Annotated in this window: 1 protein-coding gene and 1 pseudogene; both read right to left on the bottom strand. The window is 62.5% G+C overall.

The window, feature by feature from the left end; translation table 11 throughout:
- Positions 1–23 precede the first annotated feature (23 nt).
- Complete coding sequence (locus tag N3J91_12320; GenBank protein ID MCX8157209.1) at positions 24–4,034, bottom strand: tail fiber domain-containing protein; 4,011 nt, start codon at positions 4,032–4,034, stop codon at positions 24–26.
- Positions 4,035–4,137: 103 nt separating this feature from the next.
- A pseudogene (locus N3J91_12315) lies at positions 4,138–18,798 on the bottom strand (hypothetical protein).
- Between the last annotated feature and the right edge of the window lie 161 nt (positions 18,799–18,959).

The following is an 18,959-nucleotide window of genomic DNA, read 5'->3' as shown; positions in this document are numbered from 1 at the left end:
CTTATCCCTCCCCACCTTGAGCTTTAGGGAGTTCCCAGGCGCTTTTCCAGGGCCTGCAGACGCTCCTCCCACCGCCGACTGGCGTCCTTTTGGCCGGCCAGTTCCTCACGCAACGCAGCCAATTCCTTTTGCAATTCCGCAATCCGCCGATCTTTTTCCTCCACTTGTTGATGCAATCCCTGAATGGCCGCCAGCGCCACACCGTCGGCGTCCACCATGGCGATGTGCTTGTCATCCGCGCCCAGTTGGAAGGCGGCGTAGAAATCCTGGGCCATCGGCCCCAAATGCCGCGTTTTGGCTTCATCATCCTTGTAGTTCCAGGTGGCCAGTGGAAGCGCCGCCACTTTGCGCAACACCTCCTGGGGATTGACCGCGCCAACATTTTCCTTGCGGTCACGATCCGAGCTGCCCGTCACCGTCCCGGCAGCCACCAGGTCGCCGTTGGGTTCAAGCCGCAGCCTTGTGGAGCCGGTCTGGCTGGTAAAAAACAGCAGACGGCCAGCGCCCTCGCCGTTACCACTGCCGGTGCTGATGATGGACCACCGCTGGCCGCCCGCGGAGCCGTTTTCCAGGCCCAGCCAGGTGCCGCCAGAGTGGGTACCGCGCACCACGGCCACCGTCTGGTCCGCCGCTTCCACCCGAAATCGCTCTCCGGGATTGGTGGTGCCAATGCCCACGTTGCCGTTGTTGGCAATGCTCAGCCGGGCTTGCGAGGAGGTGAAAAAGTCCAGACCGTTTTGATTGCCGCCACTGTTACGCTTGGAGGCCATGCCTTCACCGCTGCCCGTGCCGCCCAAGCGCAGTCCATTCGCCAGGGAACCCGTGTTCAACCCCTGGGCATCCACCACCAGGCTGCCATTGGCATCATCAAGAATATTACGAAAGACGACACTGCCGGGGGCGCCGCGCATGGAACCGACCACGCCGGAGTGGGCAATGGCGAAAAATGTCCGCTGCTCGCCGGCCGGGACGATGCCAAAGGCGGCGTTGGTCGGAGCGTAAATTCCCAGTTGCAGGCTGCTCCAGGTATTCGCCGCAAAGGCGCCGCCGGGGTCGTTGGCGTTGCGCAGCCGCAGAGTGACATCCGGCCCAAACACCTCCAGCCGGGAGCCGGGCGTGGTGGTCCCCAGACCCACGCGGCCATTGGTTTGCACATTGATAGGGACCGAGCCATCCGGCGCACGCAATTGAAAGGCGCCGTCGGGGTCGCGGTCATGTCGCAAGTTCCACCTGGCCTCGCCGTTTTCCGCAAAGTACAGCACCGCGTCCTGCCCGGCCAGCGCATCCACAGCAATGGCAGTATGACCGCTGCCGGTGCGCTTGAAGCGGGCCACCACTTCATTGAAACCCGCAACTCCTCCCAACGTCGTGCCCGCTCCTTCCACCGTCAACGGATTGCCGGGTGAGCTGGTTCCAATACCCACTTGTTGGGCGCTGTTCCAAGCCAGTGCGATTTTATCGCCGCCGCTCCGGGTGCCCAAGGCCCCACCCGACCAGCCGTAGGCCACCGGGCCATCGGGTTGCACGCCCGCAAAAGGCTTGCCGGAGCCATACCAGGCCAAGCCATGATTGCGGTCGCTGCCGCCTCGCAAGAACAATTCGGCGTCATTGATCCTCACATTCCCCTCCACATCCAACATGGCATCTACGGGTGCCGCCCCAACACCGACGCCACCGGAAGCGCGAATCAAAAACTGATGATCAGCGGTGCTGGCAAAAGGTGTGGGCGTGGAGTTGTCCGCCCACACAAAGGCCGTGGTATGCAGCGCCTGCGCCCGCGCGCCCGCGGCAAAACTGGCCAGGCCCTCGGCGGAGTTATTCCAGCCGCCCGGGATCGTGGCGTAAGCGTTTATGGCGCGATTGCTCAGGCCGCCGGCCACACTGGCGTAGCTGCCGTTGGCCCAGTTGGCCAGACCACCGCCCACAGTGCCGTAAATGCCCGAGGCCTGGTTGCCACCCCCTCCCCCCGCCGTGCTGCCGGTACTAATGGCCTGGTTATTGGTGCCACCGGCCACGGTGGCAGACAGTCCGCTGGCTTGATTAAATTGGCCGCCGCCCACCGTTGCCCCCACTTCGGAGGCGCGGTTGGCCCGGCCACCACTCACGGTGGCGTGACTGGCGGTGGCGCGGTTGGTTTCTCCGCCGCTTACAGTGGCATACACCCCGGCTGCGGTGTTCAACGAGCCGCCGCCAAGAGCAGCCCAGGCCCCGGAGGCCACGTTGCTGAAGCCGCCGGCTACTGCGCCCTCGGCACCGCTGACTGCATTGCCCCGCCCACCCCCAATCGTCCCGTAGGAGGCTGTAACCTGGTTGCTGCTCACGGCATTCCCCCCACCCCCAATGGTGGCCCCCACCACGCCATTAGCCACAAAGTTGGCCGCATGGCCACCGAGGAGATTGGGGCTGGTTACATTAGTTTGGGCGCGCACGGCGGGGGGCTGCCAACCGCCCACCCCGCTGGCATCAGAAACCAGCACCGCGCCAACCGTTGCGCCGGAAGGCAGTTTCAGGACATCGGCTTGCACGGTGCCCGCCACATGCAGTGCGGTTTGTGGAGCGTTGGTGCCAATGCCCACGCCGCCTGCGGCACGAAAAAGCACCTGGTTGGGCGCAGAGGAAGTGAAAGCCATGCCACTGCTGGTGTCCGCCCACACCAGGGCGCCTGAGTGCAGCGCCTGCGCGCCTGAGCCGGCGGCTAAACTATTCGCGCCCGCGGCCACGTTGCCGGCACCTCCCGGGATAGCAGCCGCAAAACCGGAGGCCTGGTTGTTGTATCCGCCGGCGATGGCGGAAACAATGCCTCCCGCCTGGTTCAGGGAACCTGCCCCGATGAAGGCATAGTTATTGGTGATCACGTTAAAACTGCCTCCGGCAATAGTGGCGCCGGGAACATCAGGATTAATCGTATTCCCGCCGGGATTGAGTATCATCGAAGGACCAGTGTTATTGGGCACCAGCCGCAAAGCCGCGCTGTTGTTCACCCGCAATTCCAACGCCGTGTTGTCCAAGGTGCCCAATTGGGCTGGGTTTCCGGCGTTGGTATTCCCACCCACGCGCCAGAAGGCCGTCGAATTCAAGCCGTCCAACAAATCGGCATTCAGGTTGGCCACCAAGTTGGTGCGGGTCACCGCAAAGGGCGCACCGGTGGGCGGCTCAAAGGTCAGCGCGCCGGTGAAGGTTTGATTGGAGCTTAAGCGCGCCACGCTGGCGGGGACCACCGCCTCGGGCAGCAAACCCGTCAGCCGCGCCGCCGGCAGGTTGCTCAGGCCCGCGCCGCTGCCGGTGAAGGTGCCCGCGAGCTGGTTGGTCAGATTGGTGGCGATCAGCACTCCTTGAAAACTGTTGCTGGCGCTAAAAGTTTGCTCCCGATTCAACAACGGGACGTTGCCGGAAAGCCGGGCGTCCACGAGCACACCGCTGGTAATGTCCGCCGCGGAATGTTGATGACTCTGCCGGGCAAAGGCCGAACTGTCCAAACCATCCAATAAATCGGCATTCAGGTTGGTAATCCGGCTGGTGTTGCCCACCGCAAAGGGCGGGCCGGCGGAGGGATTGAACGTCAGGCTGCCGGTAAAGGAGGCGGCGGTGTTCAGGCGGGCAATATTGGTGGATAATTGGGCGTCGCTCACGCGGCCAAGCAGGTTGGAGGCGGTGTGCGCGTGCATGGCGTATGGCACGGGCGTGATCCACTGGCGCGGTGTCAACGTGGTGTAAGGGCCGGCGCTGCCCTGCGGGCGCACGGCAATCTCCAGCCAGCGTTCCGGGCCGGTGAACAAGCCCGGCCCAAAGTCCAGCAGCACCTGGAAAAGTCCGGCATTCACCAGCACCGGCGCGGCCTGCACCGGTGGCGCCAGGGGTGTGGCATTGGTGGGACCGTCGTACAGCGTGAATCTCAGGTCATAGGTGCCGTTAGCGGGCAAGCCGTTCTCCACCAGCCTGCCCTGATAAGAGAAGGTGGTGGTTTGAGCCAGGATCGGGCCGGCCAGCACCAGGCACAGCCCGGCGGCGGCCAGGAGGGTTTGGGTGTTTTTCATAGCAGTATTAGTCGCTGTTCACGCGCCTGCCACACTGTAACGCGAGGTTGTAGTGAGATAATTGTTGAAAGGAATTCATAGGTCCTGCTGGTTTTCAAAGCCATTACGGCCAATTGACGTTGCAGTCCTTGGCGCGCAGCGGCGCCAGGTCAAAGTCCACGCACGGCCCCGCGGGCGGCGGGAAATTGCGGCGAAATTCCAGGCTGGGACTCAAGCTCTCATTAAAACTCTGCTGATTGCCCAGCACGGTGATGTTGCCCCCCAAGCGCACTTCAAAATCACCGCTGCCGCTGGTGCTCAGCAGGGTGGCGGAAATGCTTAAGCTGGCAAGGTTGCCGCTGCCGAAAATGCTTAGATTCTCATTCCAGCTCAAACTATGGGAAAAAGCCACCCCCATGGAGGAGATCAAGGTGAAATTGGACGGCGTCCAGCTCAACTTGTTCAGATCGCCGTAACGCAGGGTGGGCGAGCCGCTGATACCCTTGGCATTCAGCGTGTAGTCAGCCTCCAACACTTCGAGGTTGTTGATGGAGAGAGTGCCCCGGCCCGTCAGACTAAAAGTGGCGTCGGTAAAAACATGGCCGGCAAAAGCCATGCCGGCGTGGAACGTGCGTCCCGCGGCCGTTAAGTTGAACTCACCCCCCGCGCTCATTCCGGAACTGCGCAGGCGCAAGTAACCCCGCCCCGCCGTAAAGCCCGCCAGGGTCAGGCTGCCCTCCCAGTCAAACGCGGGGGCGCCGGAGGAAAAGAGTGTGCCGCCGGTAAAGCGCTGGCCAAAGTTGGCGAATCCAAGGTTACCGGCAAAATTGCCCAGGCTCATATCGTTCAACCCGCCGCCGTCCGGAGCATGGCGGACCAACTGGCAAGTAACATTGGTGAAGGGGAAATTGCGCACGCCCAGATTGCCGGGAGATAAAGGGATGGTGAATTGGCCGTCGGCGGGTATGGCAAACGCCGGCAGATCGAGGGTGCGGTCCAAGATGTTGGCCACCGTCATCCGCAGCCGCGCCCCGGTGGCCCGCAGCGTGTTGTTGGTGAACAGCAACGCAATATGGGCGCCTGCTGAAGGACCTTCAATTTGAAAGACCCCCACGCTCACCGGCTGGATGGAGAGCGTGCCTCCGAGGCTCAGCACCCCGCTGCTGGTGATGTCCAGTGTGGCGGTGGCGTTGACCGGACGCAGATCGTCACTGCCGGAGCCGCCCAAACAACCGCCGCTGACATCGCCCTCCACCCACAATCGGGTGACACCACCAGTGCGTTGCAGGATGACGGCGGAACCAGCATTAAATTGCGCGACGGGGAACGTGGACGGCAGGGCCAAAGCGGCGGTTTTTGGGGCGGCCACGCGATAGGTGCCGTTGTTGGTCACGGTGCCGGAAACATTCACCGATGTGCCCAGCCCCGGCAACTGCAGCGCGGTACCGCTGTTGATGGACAAAGTCGTCACGCCACTGGCGCGCGCGAGGGTGAGCGAACCAGTCAGCGTAAAGAAATCCAGGGATATCTCCACCGCGGGGGTGGTGAAGGAGAAATTGCCGCTGCGGGGTATGGTGAATTCCGGCAGAGCGAACTGGCCCAGTGCCGTGTTGCGATAATAGAGTCGCGCCCCGGCGGGCCAGCGCACCCCAGTACCGTCCACTACCAGTTGGAAATTGCCGCCGGCCAGGGGGGCCAGGTGGAAACCGCTGGTCTTGTCAGCGAGCAACAGTTCGGGCAGCGTGAAGGTGGCCGAGGGAGTGATGACACCGTTGCTCTGCACCCACAACTCGCCGGTGAGGCTGATGCCAGAGTTGATGGTGCCCAGAGCGCCGCCGCTAAAAGTGCCGGTGACCCGCAATGATTGCTGATCAAACCGCACAGCGCTGGCGGCGCTGAAGTTGATGGACAAGGTGCTGTTGGGCGTGTAGGAGCCGCTGATCGCATTGGCATTGATCAAACTGAAGGTGCCATCGCTCTCCAGGTTGCCCTCCATCAACACATTGAACGCGGTGGTAAAGCCCGGAATGCTCAGCGAGGCCTTGGAGAGGGTCAGGCTCATGGTGGACGCGGTGCGTTCCACCTGATAATTGCCTCCGCTCATACTAAAGCCATTTAAGGTGATGGCGGGCAACGTGCCGCTGATATTGAAGGTTCCGTTGGATTGGAGGACAAAATCGTTCAAATTGCCGTTGAACAATGTGGCGCCATTGAACAGCAACCTCAGATTGGACGGGCAGCGCAGTTCATTCACGCTCCAGGAGGCGGGGATGGCCCCGCCACCCCCGCCACTTTCAATGCGGAAAGCGCCGAGTTGAATCGGTTGCAGCGTCACTGTGCCGCCCAAGGTCACGCCACCGGGAGTAATGGTCAGTGTGCCACTGGCCGCGCCGCTGATGGGGAAATGGTTCAGGACGCCGCCACTTAAGTTGCCCGACGCCACCAACCCATTGTGACTGAAATTTAATGAAGCGTCGGCAAGGACCGAAACGGGCAGCGGGGGGGAGACCGCCGTTAAACTCACAGGGCCGCCCATGGACCCGGAAAGCAGAAAAGTGCCATTATTGGTTAAACTGCCGCTAATCCGAATCAGCCGCCCCAGATGCGGCACATTGATCTGCCCGCTGAATGCCGGCACCCGCAAGGTTTGGCCGGCGCGCTCCAGGGTGAAACGGACATCCGCAAGTCCAAACCCGCGCCAGGTAAGCGACAGCGGCGGAGCATCTCCCACGCTCACCGAGAAATTCCCATTGGCATCAAGCGTGATGGCCGGCAGCGGCAATGGGGCGGCGAAGTTGGTGCCGAATTGGAATTGGGCACCCCCCGTCAGATGCAGGCCGGCATTGTTGAGCACTGCATCAAACACCGGCCCGACATAAGGAATCACCCGAATAACGTCGTTGGTGAACGGCTGAATGGTTAGATTGGCGGAGAGTTGTAGCGTGCCGCCCGGCGATACGCGGATGCTTCCCTCCAAGGAGCCTTGCGGCACCACGGTCGCAAGTACGCCGCTATCCGTCCGCAAATTACCCCTGAGCGACAATTGTTCATGAGTGAATTCAAGCGTGGACGCGCCGCTCAAACCCGGCACCGGCAGCCCTGCAAAGGAAGGATTGTTGACCGTGCCGGTCAGCCGGAATGTGCCGTTGTTGGTGAATCCGCCGTTGACGGTATGAGTCCCGGCGAGATTGGGCACGGTCAACTGGCTGCCAGTGAGCGTCACTGTGGCCTGGCCCCCCGCGGGACGGTCGAGCGCCAGCGTGCCGCCATTAACCGCAAAACCCAGCAATGAAAAACTGCCGAGCGTGCCGGTGAGACGGAATCCGCCATTATTAGTGATGTTGCCGTTGACGTTGACCGCCGGCAGCGGCGGCACTTCGAGGGTGCCGCCGGCAAACATGCCATTCTGATTAAACACCAGGGAAACATTGCCGCTGAAGGCGGGATACGGCACCGGGAACATCGGCATTGGGGGCGTCCAAAACAGGACCCAGCCGCCGTCACTCTGAATATTACCACCCAGCCGAAACCCATCGAAACCGGGCAAAAGCACATCGCCCTCCAAACGTACCTGCGGTATATGGGCCGATCCCTGTCGTGAAAAACGAAACTGAATGTTGGTGAATCCAAAGCCCTGGAGGCTTGTGTAGGCATTTGTCGCGGCAAAGTTAAAAGCGCCATCGGCATTTAATTCCCCGGTGAACCAGTTGGTGGAAAACAAGGCCCACAAGCCGGCGCCACTGCCCAGGCTGAACGAGGCGCGGAGGCGGCCGACGCGCTGAATGGCAGAGAAATCAAGCGCGCTGCTAAAGTTGCGGGTGGGGAATGAAAACCACACGGCTGAAGGCGCCCACGTCCCCATGTGAACTTCCCCGGCGCTGGAAACAGTGCCGGTGAAATTCAGTGTGGGCAGTCCCGGGAACGTGGCCCCGGCGCGCAAGGTGCCCTCCAACGCCAGCCTGGCCACACCGTCGCCGCCGTTGGTGGGATTGCGTTGAAAATGGAATCCCGTCAACTCAAACGGATACCCCGACAACCACAATGACTGCCCCGGCGAAGTGATACGGATGTCCACCGCGCCGTTGTTGCTCGCCGTAAAGCTCTGAAGGGTGAGCGATTGATTCTGCAGCCACTCGGCCAACAGGGTGAGTTTCGCGCCCGAGTTGACCGCAAACCCTTGCTCATTGAACGCGCCTCGCAGGTTGCCGCCGTCCGCCCCGCTAATCCGGAAGATGCCCAGATTTAAGGGCGGCAGCTCGGCCTCCCCATTGAAGGTGGGCGTGCCATCAGCGGATAGGCCCAATGAGCCATTCACGCCGCCCGCCGACCACGTGAACAGCACGCCGTTTTGGCTGGCCTGCAGCGTGGCGCCGGCAGGCACGGATATACCGCCGATAACCATCCCCTGGCCGCCCAGCGTGGCCGTCAGCAAAAACGTCCCGTCGCTCTGCGCCTGCAACGAGCCTTGAACGCCCGGCTGCAACATAACCTGCCGCTCCAGGCCCTCTCGCCCGGGGAATAAAGTAAGCGAGGCTGAAGGACCGAACTGTAGGGAGAAGGAGGCGCTGGACACGCCCTGGCCGCTGAGTGTTGCGGTGCCCAACAGTCCGCCTGCACCCAGCCGCACCATGTTCAACAAGTTCAAATCGTTGGTCAATTCGACGGTGGCATTCCACGGCCCGGTGGTGCTGAACGTGAAGGGATCATGGCGGGTGGCGCCGTGCAATAATAGCGTGTCGCCGGTCAGCGAAGGCAGCGCCAGCCGTGCAGGATGGATCAACACGCTGATGGCCGGCTGGCTGTTGGACAAGGCAACGCTCAGGCGTCCGCTCAAGAGCGGCCCGCTGTTGGGCAGGCATCGGAAGCTGCCGATATTAAACACCTCCAGATCGCCTATAGCACTGAAACGCGGGGCGGGTTCGGTGGAGAAGTCAATCAACACGTTGCGGAAAGTGAGCAGCTCATACGGCATGACGGGCGCGCTCAACTGCGCGCTGACCGCCGGCAGGCTGCTGGCCTTGGGCAAGACGGAGAACTCGGCGTTGGCAATGTCCACCAGCGTGACCGGCCCGGCCTTGAAGCGGGCGCGGCCCTGAAATGCCAGCCCGCCTTCGCGCCGCGCCTTGGCCACCGGCGATTGATTGGCCGGCTGGTAATTGGGATCATATCGCGGCGAGTACGCACCCAAGGAGAAGGAGCCATCGGCCTGCAGCAGGGTGGACCAGGCCGCGGGGAAATGGAAATTGGTAAGGGTGGCCTCCAATTTGATCTTGGGCAGGTTGGCTGCGATTTCCTGCATGAACTGCTGGGCCGTCGCATCAAGCTGCGCTTCGTTGGTGGCGGTGCCCAACTGGTTGAGCAGCCGCTCCAGGTACAGGGTGAAGTTGCGTTCAATATTGATGGTGGGGCACTGCGTCATCTCAAACTCCAGTATGGCGCCGTCGGTGAACTCACTCAGCCATTGGTTGGGCGGCACCTGCGCCAGGGCGCGAAAATAGGCGGGCCGTCCCTGGTCGAAGTCGGGTGGCATGACATCCAGCCGCGCCCGTCCAATTGGCACGCCCAGCAGTTTGCCCTCCAAATAACCCGTCACAAACACTTCCTCCACTGGATATGGCGGGCCGGGATTGATGCCGCGGAAATTAAAGCGGTTGATGGACTCCAACAGGGCGCGCTTCGAAAGCGGACGGCCATTGGTATCTGTCAAGCTGGGCGGATTGGGCGCCGGCAGATAAAAGCCCAGAGCACCCGCCGGCTGCATGGCCAGGATGTATTGCTGCACATAGGTGATGGCGGAAAGCAGGCGATCCAGCGGTGGCGCGTTGGGATTCATCGCGGTGCGCAGCTCCTCCGGCGGCGCCTCATAGAGCGCCCGCGGCACCCCCAAATAAGCCCCGCCCAGGATGCCGCCGTGCGGGAAGTAATCATTGGCAAAACTGCGCCCGGTGACTTGGGCGCGCTGGGGGGAGCCTTCCGGAAAAGCCAGAAACAGGTCCTCGGGCCGCCCCTTCCAGTTTGGATCGGCAATCAATCCAGCCGTGGTGCCCGGCAGATGATTGGTGAGGGCGGAGAGCAGCAGCTCCAGGCGGGACGGCAGCGGCGGCTGCCGGTTCTCGGGTCGCACCCACGTGCCCGTATAGGCCGGATGCGCCGTAAGGTTGGGCATGATGACGCGCGCCTGGGCATCGAAGGATTTTAGTCCCATGGGACTTAGAGCATAGCTGAACGAATACACCGCGTTTTCGGTGACGTAATCGAAAGACTCATCGAGGTAGCGGGTGATGGCCTCCGGGCTGCGCAGACGACCCTCCAGGCCCGCCAACAGCATATCGCTGGCATTCGGCCAGCTTACACTGTAAGAAAACATCATTTCCTCATTGGAAAAAATGGAGAAAAACATCAGCGCATAAGCCGGCAATATAAGGACATAGGTGCGCCCCAGCACTTCCGCCATCATCGCCGCCGGTGAACCGCTGCCCACGGCGATGATGTTGGTCTTGTTGGCATACGCGGCCGCCCCGCCCAAATTATAGCCCAGCGGGATTCCAAATATTTTCGGCTGCACCTGCCCGCAGAGGCGCAGCTCGGGATTAAGGCGATCCAGGCCTTCCCCTAAAGCGTTAATGAACATTTGTTTCAAGCCGGGCGGGGCGAGCTCGGGCGGCAATTGAATCATCTCCCCCAGCAGCGCAATCTTTTGCTGATCGTTCAACAGCGCCGGCAGGGCCGTAGCGGCGTAACCCACATATTGGGGGGCAACTTTGTGTAATAGGTGATCCAGCGTGGCACGGCTGAGGCCAAGCACAAAGTTGCCAAACGCCGCTAGCATTTCCGAAACGCAGCCGTCGCAGCGCAATTCCGCGCGCAAGGTGCCCAGCTCCAGCGGGCCGAGGGACACGTTGACATCCCCGCAGACCGAGGGATTGGGCAGCCCACGCGCATCGGTGGCGGAGACAAAGAGTTTGGCGCGCGCCATCGGCACCCCCAACACATTCAGCTTGCCACCCACGCCGCCCGAGCCGGTGGTGCCCACAGTGCCTTCGCCGGTGACGTTGGCAAACGCGGAAATGCCGGCATAACTGAAGGTGCCGCCCACCTTGAACGTGACATCCGGGCAGGGCAGGCCGGCCTCCACCACGTCACGGATGACGGTGTAAATCAGCTCCGCCCCCTGCTGTTCGTTGATGGCCGCAGCAAATGCCTCGCGGAAACTCTGCTCCACCAGATTCAACGATTCCTCCCGGAATTGGTTGAGCCGCCGGGCGGCATCAACCCCGACAATGCCCGGATCCGCGCTGGGCAACGTCTCCGCCACTTTCAACCGGATGCCATTGGCCAGATTGGAAGCCAGGCTGACCCCCTGGTTTTTCAAGTCTTGAATGCGCTGCTGGGTAATCCCGAAGACGTTGTTGAGGGTCGGCTCGTCAATCGAAGTGAACTTCAGAATGATTTTACCGGGGAATTTCTCCTGATTGGGGTGGGGCATACAGAGAATGTTCACTGTCGGCGGCGGGCAATCATCGGGGCAAGGTATGTTGAACTCGTTGACCGGCCCGCTGACGCCTGGCGCGGTCCCGCCGGGCACCAGGGCGGTGCGTACGAGATTGCCGCCACCGGGCACGCTTTGCGCAAACAGCTCCGCCTGTTGCCGCGCGCGCTCCAGAAAATTGCGAAATGCCGACCAGTTCATCTTGGGTGCGGGCACCGGCGGCAGATGCGGCGCGGGAGCGGACTTGGGCCGCCCGGTCTCGGCATCCATATAGGCGGTAAATTCACAGGGATCGCCAAACTCGTTGAGGAAATGATAACCGCCATTGGCCCCGGTCCAGAGAAAACCGGTCTGCCCCAGCGGGACACCCGCCGCGCCAAAATTGACATCAATGCAGAAGCCCACCGGCCCGGTCAGTGTAAAGGCCAGCAGCATGGTTAATTTATAAGTCTGATAAGTGCCACCGACCCGCCCGGCAAAAAATGGGTTCGGCGGATTCTGATCCAGTGCGCCGATGAAAATGTCCCCTTTCACATCGGAAATGGGTGTAAGGGCAAGGCCGGGATCAAGGGAAAGCCGGACCGATTGCAGGCCAAAGATGGGCGTGCCGTCCGGCTCATATGTCACCTTGAGGTCATTCACTTCGCCCTGGAATACAGGCCCATCCGGCGGAATGGCCAGGCGCGCGCTGATGGTCACGATAATATTGGTGGGGTGCAGCAGCGCTTCAAGGGGCAGATCCCCCCTGCGGAAGGTCAGCTCGGCGTGGCGCACTTGAAACGGAATCAGGTTGGCCAGCTCCCATTGGTGCTGATCATATATCATGGTGCCGGGAATGAACTGTGGCTGACCGGGGAACTGGGGATTGGCATGATTGAACACAAACTTGGTGTCCCGCAAGCCAAACCCCGGCCCATTGGGCACGAGGATGGTGCCGCCGATTTCAATGGAGAACGGATCCGAAGGGTTGGCGCGGTCATCAAACAAACGGTGCAGGTTGCGCAAGGTGAGACTGCCATTGGTCAGCACCAGGCCATTGCCGCCGCCCAGGTGAAAATTGCCCGCGAAGGCTACGGTCTCCAACGTCAACTGCGGCAACTCCCGCAAGTCCCAATCCAGCGCGCCGCAAGCGGTGGCCCGCGCCACATCTCCGGTTACACTGGTCAAAACGTTCGCCGGCAGGGTGACCTCCACCGCCCCATCCAACCGGATGCGCGGCAGCGTGCCCGGCGCGGCGGGAAATGCAGTGAAAGCGTTGCCTTCAGGACATATCGCGCTGCCCGCCCCCAGCAGTTTGACCACCGTGCCGCCCAGGTCCAGCAGCGTCACGTCAGTAGCCAGGCGGATTTTGCCGCTGGGGAAGCCGTCCAACCGCCACGCGCCATTAAGGATGTCCACGCGGGAGGTCTGCCCGCGCGGCAGAGGAATCTGCACCGTGCCATTGAGGTTGGTGAACCACGGCAGCTCGCTGCTGCTAAACAGCATCCGCGCACTGCACAGCTCGGCCGCCAGGCCGGGCAGATCCGGCACGCGCACCCCCAGGTTGTAGAAGTCCAACTCGCCAGTGAAGCGCAATTCCGGCTCGCCGCCCGCGCCTTCGGGCAGGAAGGTGACACGAATGGGATTCTGTGGATTCAGCTCCACGGACGGCCCGGCGTGGGCGGGCACGTTGGGACACAATCCTGCGCTGAAGAATTCCGGCAGCCGCAGGGTGCCGTTGCTGAACGTCAGCTCAATCTGGCCGGGTTGGAAGTCGGCGCTGGCGGTAACGTGCTCCGCAAACAAATAAAAGTTGGTGCCATGCGGCGGCCGGTTGGTGGCCAGGGCGGTTCGGGCAAAAAAGCCCGCCGAACCGGTGGCGCGCAACTGGCCGTACTGCGCGCTGGGCCGCACCGTAAACCCAAAACCGGCGTCAAACAGCACCAACTTGTCCGTCAGCCGCCACCATTGCAGCTCGGTGGCCGAAGTATCGAAGGAGAGGGTGCGGGTTTCGGAATTGAAGCCCACCGCCACATTAAAGTCAGGGCCGTTGGTCAAGGTGAGCGTGCCGGTGCCGGTGAGGGACAAGGCCCGCCCCACCGCGCCGGTCGCCTGAATGGAGGCCCGCACACGCGCGCCCGCAAACGGCAACGGGCCGGCGGTGGCGGCGGCGATGGAAAAGTTTAACTGATTGTCCAGCGAGGCGTGCGAAATCTCGAAAAAGGCGTTTTGCAAATCGGGAAACTCCAGCCGCCCGCCAAACGTGCCGCGCAGGTAGCCCGTGTCGCGCCGGTAATAGACCGAACCGGAGACTCGCTCCACCACGACATCCCCGGGCAGGCGCAGCTCCAACGGCCGGTTCAACAAACGCACATTTTCCCGCAACGCCACAAGCACCTCGCCCCCCATACCCAGCGTGCTTTCCGAGGCCGCATACCCCGCCTGCTCCAACAGACTCAAGTCGTTCACTGCCTTGCCCGCCACGCCGTCGAGCAGCACCTCATTCACCCGGGCCAATATCCACCACGCCTTTTGCGCGTCGGCCAGCGCCGTGACGCGCGCGGTGTACTTGGGGAAGATTTCCAGGCGAAACGCCTCCAATTGGGCACGATTGGCGTTGAGCTGATGCGGCGCGCCACCCTGCTGCTGACGGGCCAGCCCCCGCAAGCCCGCTCCGGCAGGCTCGCCGGTCTCCTCCAACAACCGGCCCAGACCGGCCAGCTCGCGGCCCAGCCGCAGGGCGGATTTCAGCGGAAATTGCAGCACGGGCGAGGCATTGGCCCAGGCGCGCACATCCTCAAACATGCGGTTGGCGGCAGTGTTAAGGCTGCTTTGCCACGCGGACAGGACACCGGGCGGCACATTGGCATTGGTCTTGGCCTGCTTGAGCAGCGCGGCCTGCTCAGCCGCGCGCAACTGCCGCAGCCGCTCCTCCATGTTGCGCTGGCGCACGGCCAACATGTAATTACGGTCCGCCTGCGGAGATTCGGGAGTCAGGTAAGCCGCTCGCTTGCCCGTATTGTCATTCAGGCCCTGCAATAGGCGCGGAAACTCCGCAACAGCGGTGGTGGCCCCAGGGGTGCCGTCGTAACCCGCCGGCATTGGTGCATCATCCACACCCAAAAGCTGCATCTCGGCAAGGAGCGTGGCGGACTTGCTCAGGATGGGCCACTCGGCCTCCTGGCGCAGGCCGTCCACATCCTGCCCCCCGGAAAACGGCGTGGTGTAGCGGGCCTGCCGGGCCTTTTTCAGTGCGTCACTGTTCAACATCATCCGCCGCACCAACGTGGTGCGGGCCACCTGCTGCATCACATTCAACGCCGTGGGGTCATTGGCCATCAACCCAACTTGCGCAAACTTGCTGGTGCCCGAGAGCAGCTTTTCCAGTTGCTCATCGGTCAGTTGATTGAACAACGCCGCGTTCGTCACCACTCCCTGGGCATCCATGCCGTGTTCGGCGAACATCTTGGTGCGCACGTTGGTTATGTAGTTGCGCATGGCCACGTCCACCTCCCCAGGATTGCCGCCCACAGCCTGCTCCGTGGCCAGGTAGTCCACCATGCCGGAAAGCAGCGCAATTTCCGTGTCCGGGTTCACAGTGATGACAGGTTCCGCCGCCGCCGCCTCCAAGGCCTGGCGCTGCGCGGTGCGGGCTGCTTGAGCCTCCGGTGTCTGCGCCGGGTTGGTGCCCTCCGTGCCAAGTGCGCCGGCTTGTTGTCGCTCGCGCGCTTTCTCCCCCGCCTCGGCCACGCGCACCAGTGCCTCGCCAGTTTCACGCGCGGCCCGGATGAGCGTGCGACGAGCTTCGGCCCGCTGGTTCGCGGCGGCGCCGGCCAGTTCCGCGCGCGCCCGGTCGCAGTCCTGCGCGGCCTTGACGAGGGCTTTCTGTAAATCGCGCACCAGTGCCTGCACCACCGGCGTGGTGGCCTCACGGATTTGCGTGACCGTCGCATCCGCCGCCACGTACCCCAACGCCGCCGGCGCCACGAGCACGATCAGCACCCCACTGGCCGCGGCGTTCAACGGATCGGTGGAAACGGTGAACACACTTTCGCTATAATCCGGCGGCGTGCCCATGGGCGCGAATTCCGGCGGGTCGGCAAGACTGGACAACCCCTCCGCCGCAGCGCTGAGACTGGCCTGGTAGCGATTGAGCGCCAGCCGCACCTCCGGCCCCAGTTGCGCCAGGCGTGCACGGTCAATCACGGGGATGTATCCCATGATGTTCGTGGCCAAATCAAACCGCAGACCGCTGGCGCTCAAGCCAAACTCGTACGTGGGATCATCCAGCGTGAGAAAGGCCTCAAACGCCATGCCATTGCGCAATGCCACCCGCCCGCTGCCCGCCAGGGTCAAATGCCGGTCTTCCGTCAACGCCAGATGCAGCGGGCGACGCGGTAATATGGAGATCGTGCCGAAGGCATTTGCTCCCGCCCCAATCCCCACCTGCCCGTGCAGGTTCAAATCAAACGCGCCACTGGTGTTGAGCGAAGCATTTTGCACGGTCAACGAAAGGTCATATTTGGGCAGGCGCAACTGTCCGCTGAACGCGCCCTCGAGGTATTTGTCATGCCGATGATAGCGCACTGATCCTGCCACGCGGTCCACGTAAATATCCCCGGGCAACAGCATGTCCGCCACGTACATCAAAGGATTGGTCTGCCGCCGCGATTTCTCCTGCTGCCACAAAGCCACCGCCACCGTGCGCGCCGTCGCAGCCAGGGCGGCGGCCTGCTGCAAGTACACCCGGCGGCTGATGAGCTGATTGTTGGCGGCCAGGCGATCGGACTCGGCCAGCAAAGTGCCCATGGCCTTGTCCAGCCCGTGCCAGGCGTTGCTCTGCGCTGCCTTGGCACCCAAGCGCGCCACCAACTCCGGCAACCGGGTGCTTTCCCAGGGCACCGTGGCCGTCAGGTTGAAGCGCGCGCGGTATTCCTCCAGGGCAATGCCTGCCTCCAGCAGCACTTGCAAGTCATCCAATGACAAGAGGCTGAGAAGGTTAAAGCTCGCCGTAATTTTGGCGTCCAAGCGCTCGTGGGCCCGTTGGATGGGCGCGGGTGAGTAAGTGAAACCCGCCGGGAGTTGCCGGAGAATCGCCGTCAGCCGCGCCATGTCGCGCTTCAAGTTGCCCAAACTCCGCTCCAGCGGCGGGCGGCTCATGTCCGCCACCAGCACAGTCTCCAGTCGTGCCGGGAAACTGTTGAGTGTGGCGGCGGTAGGCAGTCCCGCCAGTGCGGGGTGGTCCGGGAAGATGCCTGTTTGCTGGAGCGCGATAAACTCAAGCGCATCCTCCAGCGCATCAGTAAACGCGGCGTAATCGCCCCGTGCCTCGGCTTCTGCGAGCGCGGCCTCCAGCAGTGCCCACACACGCAATCCCAACTGGCCCATCGCCTCATTCACTGGCGCGGTGATTTGACTGTCGAGGCCCAGCGATTGTGCCAGCGCCAGTGTGCTGACCCATAAACGCAGTTCTTCCATGGCGGCAAAACGGTTCAGGGCTTGGATTGGCACCGACACTGGCGAGAACACCCCGTTGGACACTCCCAGACGGGCGGTGTGGAAAAGCGCAAAACGCCCCAGCAACTCTTGCATGGCAACCTGCAGTTGCGGGTTCGGCGCCAAACCTGCGGCCTGGCGGGACTGCTCCATCTCCACCAGGCCTTGCATGACCATGAGCATGTTATCCAACGAAACCACTGCATCGCCTGCCCGCGCCCGCGCCGCGACGGCGGCCGCAGCCTGCGCCAACGCAGCGTCCAACTCCTGCTGCTGGGCCGTGTCCAGTTGCAGTCCGCCGGCGACCTGGGCGGCTTTGAGCCGCATCAACGCGCCGTGTTGCTCCACCGTTGCCTTCAAGTCGCGCTGGGCCGCGGCCTGTTGCGCTGCATGCGTCAGCGCAGTGGAGAGTCCGGCGCCGGAGAGATTCTGAGCGCACCCCCCCATGAAGCCCCAGGCGCGCAACACACTGCCGGCCGTGGCGAAAGCCTCATCGGGCGCGTCGGGGCGCGTGTCCACTCCCGGCGGCGCGACGCCCACCGTAGCCGCGCTGAACTGGCCGATGGCCTGTTGAAAGCACCCCAGCCGGCGGCGCGCCTCATTGAGGGTGGCGGCATCAGTGGACGCCGGCCCCGCCGGCGCGGCGGGCAGCAGATCCGCCAGCGATCCCAACAGCGCAGCATGCAAATTGCCCGCGCTCATGGACAGGTGGTAGTGGGGATCGTCCAACGCAACATCCACCATGAATTTCGGGCCTTGGGGAAATGCCACCTCGGCGCGTCCGCCCAGCCGCAGGTCGCCGCTGGGTTTGAGATCGAGCCAAAGCGGACGGCTGGCGGGCACCGTTACCTGCGGCACGTAACCCGCGTTGACCGGCAGCTTGAAATTGCCAGCAACCGCCAGACGTAAACCCGTCTTGGGCGACATATCCAGCTTGAATCCCGGATAAGCCAGATTGAGACCAGGCAACGGCAACTGCAGTCCCTCCAATGCCACCACGGCGTTGTGCAGTCCGTCATCCCGAAAGACGCCCCGCAAAATCTTCAGGGGAAACCGCTGGAACAGCACCACGTCCAGGCCATTGGTCTCCGGCAGGCCAAACAAAGTGACCAGCACGGAAACATCCACCTCACCCACTGGCAGGCTGCGCAAAGGCCCATTGGTAACGGCTAATGGGTACGCCAGTTGATAAGCAGAATCCGGCCCGAAAGCCGCCACCACGGTATTGAACTGTAAGGTCTGTGCCAGTCCGCTGACCAGCCGCCCACCCTGGGGGAAACGCAAATAAAAACCGTGATCCGTCCCCCCGGCAACCAGCCCCAACAAACGCAGTTCAAAAGGCGGAATCGTGCCGTCCGGTTGAATGCTGATCTGCCTGCCCTCCATGGGCTGTTGATTGGCGTCCAGCGGCAGGAATTGATAGGTGCCCGAGCCAATCAAATTGGTTTGTGCCACCGGATTGAGCATCACACGATAAAACCGGCGAGGCTGGTTCACGGTATCCACAAAACTGGCGGTCGCACCAGTGCTGGTCAGGGAGGCAATGGTCAGCCAGTTGGTGGCGGACGGATTGTCATCCCAGGCGCGTTGCAGGTGATAAATTTGATTGCTAACAGTATTCCACGTCAGCCGCCAATGGCCTTCGGGCGTGCGTTGCGGCGGCGCGACCAGTCTGAACACACTGCGCGGATCCAGCGGATTCGTGGAGGCCTTGATTTCATCGCCGTCCCCGGCCCCGTCGCCGTCGGTATCCGCCAGATTGGGGTTGGTGCCGTAAAGGTTGATTTCATCGGCATCGGACAGGCCATCCCCATCTGTGTCCAATGGCCCATTTTGGTGGGAAGGCGGTCCGGCCAAACCCAGTAAAAGGGCAAACAAGACAAAAATTATCCAGTACTTGACCTCGATTGGCCTAATACGACCGGATTCCACTCCAGGCTCTGGCCGAGCATTCATGGGAATCACGTTTGAATGTTGGCGAT

Source organism: Verrucomicrobiia bacterium (assembly GCA_026414565.1).
GTDB lineage: Bacteria > Verrucomicrobiota > Verrucomicrobiia > Limisphaerales > Fontisphaeraceae > Fontisphaera.
This window is presented reverse-complemented; position numbering and strand designations above follow the sequence as displayed.

Excerpts from the sequence above, each read along its gene's own strand:
- N3J91_12320 (MCX8157209.1), bottom strand. The coding sequence starts at position 4,034 with ATGAAAAACACCCAAACCCTCCTGGCCGCCGCCGGGCTGTGCCTGGTG.